Origin of the sequence: Thermanaerothrix sp., from assembly GCA_026417795.1 — a bacterium.
Classification (GTDB): domain Bacteria; phylum Synergistota; class Synergistia; order Synergistales; family Synergistaceae; genus Thermanaerovibrio.
Genome location: JAOACP010000023.1, coordinates 1 through 3,689 on the forward strand (window position 1 = coordinate 1; position 3,689 = coordinate 3,689).

General features: G+C 60.6%; 1 protein-coding gene, 1 tRNA gene and 1 pseudogene. All 3 read left to right on the forward strand.

What is annotated here, in order from left to right; genetic code table 11:
- Window positions 1-30: 30 nt before the first annotated feature.
- Window positions 31-330 (forward strand): annotated as a pseudogene (locus N2315_06200) (hypothetical protein).
- Window positions 331-519: 189 nt separating this feature from the next.
- Window positions 520-606: transfer RNA gene (locus N2315_06205), tRNA-Leu, on the forward strand.
- Between the two features lie 113 nt (window positions 607-719).
- A partial coding sequence (gene rpoB, locus N2315_06210) for a DNA-directed RNA polymerase subunit beta (GenBank protein MCX7828785.1) occupies window positions 720-3,689 on the forward strand: 2,970 nt, incomplete at its 3' end.

Consider the following 3,689-nt stretch of genomic DNA (forward strand, 5'->3'; position numbering starts at 1 on the left):
AGATGTGTATAAGAGACAGGCACCAGGCACAGGCACTATGCGCCTTCGGTCCCGGTCTTTCTTTGGGCCGGCGGGGCGCTGGACAGGACGGCCCTCGAAGAGGGGGAGGTGGGGTATGTAGGTTTGGACGAGCCCCCCTTCGCTGTTTCGTGCTCCGTGAGGGTTGGTGACGTGAGGGAGTATGCCCGGGTTCTGTTCCGCTCCTTCCGGGAGATGGAGCGCATGGGGTTGTCCGCCATATTGGCCCAGGTGCCCCCCAAGGCAGATCCGATGGGGGATGCCCTGTTCGACCGTCTCATGAGGGCCTCCGGGGGCCGGATGGTGGGCTGAGGTATTGCCCTTGGTATGTTGGCATATTTCAAGCCGCTGTGGCCCTTAAGGGGCTTTACGTCGCGGCTGAAGGGCCTGGGTGCGTTGCGGGGTGGGGCTTGAAGCACAGAAGCCAGGTGCCACTTGCAAAGAGCGGCGAAGGATGCTAAAATCCTCAGCGTTGTGCGGTTATTTAACAAAATCGTTTGAGTCGGGGTGGCGGAATTGGTAGACGCGCTGGATTCAGGATCCAGTGGGTTAGCGCCCGTGGGGGTTCGACTCCCCCCCTCGACACCATAGTGTTTAGAAGGCGTCCGTAGTCTGTTGACTGGGGACGCCTTTTTTGCTATGATATCGCGCCGTACGACTTTTTGAAACACCAAAATTTGCGTAGGGAGGTCGTGACTCCCATGGCTGTAGAAGTTCCTTCCCTCAAGGCGATGGCGACGCGGAAGTATTTTGGCAGGCAGAAGGACCTTGTAGAGTTGCCGGACCTGGTGGAGGTCCAGCGTCAATCCTACGATTGGTTCTTCCAGGCGGATGAGAACCCGGACTTCAGGAAGCCCCAAGGTCTGCAGGAGCTCTTCAACGAGATATTCCCGATCGAGAGTTACGATGGCAGTTTTGCCCTTGAGTTCGTCCGTTACTACGTGGACGATCCGGCCATAAGTTTGGATGAGGCCAGGAGCAGGGACCTCACCTGGTCCATGCCGGTTAGGGCCACCATAAGGCTTGTGAACAGGAATAACGGCGAGATCAAGGAGGAGGACGTTTACCTGGGGGATTTCCCGGTGATGACCGACCGGGGGACCTTCATAATAAACGGCACCGAGAGGGTGGTTGTAAGCCAGTTGGCTCGGTCTGCGGGGGTTTACTTCTCAGCGGATCTCTCCGCTCCTGGGCAGGAGGTTTACACCGCCAAGGTCATCCCTGACCGGGGGGCGTGGCTGGAGTTTGACCTCACCCCAAGCGAGTTCCTGTCGGTGAAGATAGACAACCGGAAGAAGATACCGGTCACCATGTTCCTGAAGGCCCTTGGGGTTCCCTCCGACGATCAGCTTTTGGAGCTCTTCGGCGCCTCCCTGGATGAGGTGGACCTGGTGGAGGAGGATGTCAAGGGCATGCTCCTTGGGGAGCCCATAATAGCCGCTGACGGCAGGGTGCTATTCCCCAGGAACGATCGGATAACGAAGGAGCATCTTGACGAGTTCTGGAAGCAGGGTAGGACTAAGATAAAGGTGTGGCGGGTGGATCACTCCATAGCCGCCACCATGGAAAAGGACAACACCAATTCCTCCGACGAGGCCATGCTGGAGCTCTTTCGGCGCCTTAAGCCCAACGAGCCACCCAGGATGGAGAACGCCAAGGAGCACATGCACAGCCTCTTCTTCGACAGCCGGCGTTACAACCTGGGCAGGGTGGGTCGTTACAAGCTCAACCGCCGCCTGGGGCTGGATATTGACGAGAACCAGCGGCTGCTCACGGTTGAGGACGTGGTGGCCATCGTGAACGGCCTTTTGAAGCTTCGGGACGGCCTGGAGAGGGAGGATGACATAGACCACCTGGGGAACCGCCGGGTCAGGGCGGTGGGGGAGCTGTTGCAGAACCAGGTGAGGATAGGGCTCCTTCGGATGGAGCGCATAGCCAAGGAGAGGATGACCACCATCCCGGACTTGAGCTCCGCCACCGCAAAGGACCTCATAAACGTGCGTCCCATAAGCGCCGCCCTTAGGGAGTTCTTTGGCTCCGGCCAGCTCTCCCAGTTCATGGATCAGACCAATCCCTTGGCGGAGCTTACCCATCGGCGCCGGCTTTCGGCCCTGGGGCCTGGGGGTCTCTCCCGGGAGAGGGCGGGCTTCGAGGCCCGGGACGTGCACTACACCCACTACGGCAGGATATGTCCCATAGAGACCCCCGAAGGGGCCAACATAGGGTTGGTGACGTCCCTTGCCACTTACGCGAAGCTCAACGAGTACGGCTTCCTGGTGACCCCAAGGAGGCGGGTGGTGGATGGCAGGGTCACCGACGAGGTGGTGTACCTGTCGGCGGACGACGAGGACGAGTTCTACGTGGGCATGGCCAACACCCCGGTGGACGATGAGGGCAACATCCTGGTGGATGAGGTCCACGTGCGCCATAGGGGGGACATAAAGGTTGTGCCTAAGTCCCAGGTGGACTTCCTTGACGTGTCGCCAAAGCAGATAGTCTCGGTGTCCACCGGGTTGATACCGTTCCTTGAGCACGACGACGCCAACCGGGCTCTAATGGGGTCTAACATGCAGCGTCAGGCGGTGCCCTTGGTGATGGCGGACTCCCCTTACGTGGGAACCGGCATAGAGGCCAAGATAGCCAGGGACTCCGGATCGTGCGTGCTGGCCAAGCGGGCGGGGCGGGTGGAGTTCGTGGACGCGGACCGCATAGAGATACGGGCCGAGGACGGCACCCTGGACTGCTACAGGCTCATCAAGTTCCGTCGTTCCAACCAGGGGACGGTCATACACCAGAAGCCCCTGGCCAAGAAGGGGGACCTTGTGAAAGCTGGCGACGTGATAGCCGACGGCCAGTCCTGCCAGGGGGGCGAGCTAGCCCTGGGCCGCAACGTCCTGGTGGCCTTCGTCTCCTGGGAGGGTTACAACTTCGAGGACGCCATCCTATTGAGCCAGAGGGTGGTGAAGGAGGACTTCTACACCTCCATACACATAGAGGAGTACGAGGTGGAGGCCCGGGACACCAAGCTTGGGCCTGAGGAGATAACCCGTGACATACCCAACGTGGGGGACGATGCCCTCAAGAACCTGGACGAGAGGGGAATAGTCCGCATAGGGGCGGAGGTCCGGGCGGGGGATATCCTGGTCGGCAAGGTTACCCCCAAGGGTGAGTCCGACCAGTCCCCGGAGGAGCGGCTGCTTAGGGCCATCTTCGGGGAGAAGGCCCGGGAGGTTAGGGACACCTCACTTCGGGTGCCCCACGGCGAGGGCGGCAAGGTGGTGGCCATAAAGCGCCTCAACCGGGAGCACAACAGCGAGGACCTGAGCCCTGGGGTGAACGAGGTCGTAAAGGTCTACGTGGCCCAGTTCCGCAAGATAACCGAGGGGGATAAGATGGCGGGCCGCCACGGGAACAAGGGCGTGGTGTCCAAGATATTGCCCGAGGAGGACATGCCGTTCCTCTCCGACGGCACCCCGGTGGATGTGGTTCTGAACCCCCTTGGCGTGCCCAGCCGCATGAACTTAGGCCAGGTGTTCGAGACCATAATGGGCTTTGTGGCGATGCACAACGGATGGAAGGTGGCCACCCCGGTGTTCGAGGGGGCCGACGAGGAGGAGATCTTCCGCCTGGTGGAGAAGATCCGGGATGAGAAGTACCCGGAGCTTACCCGG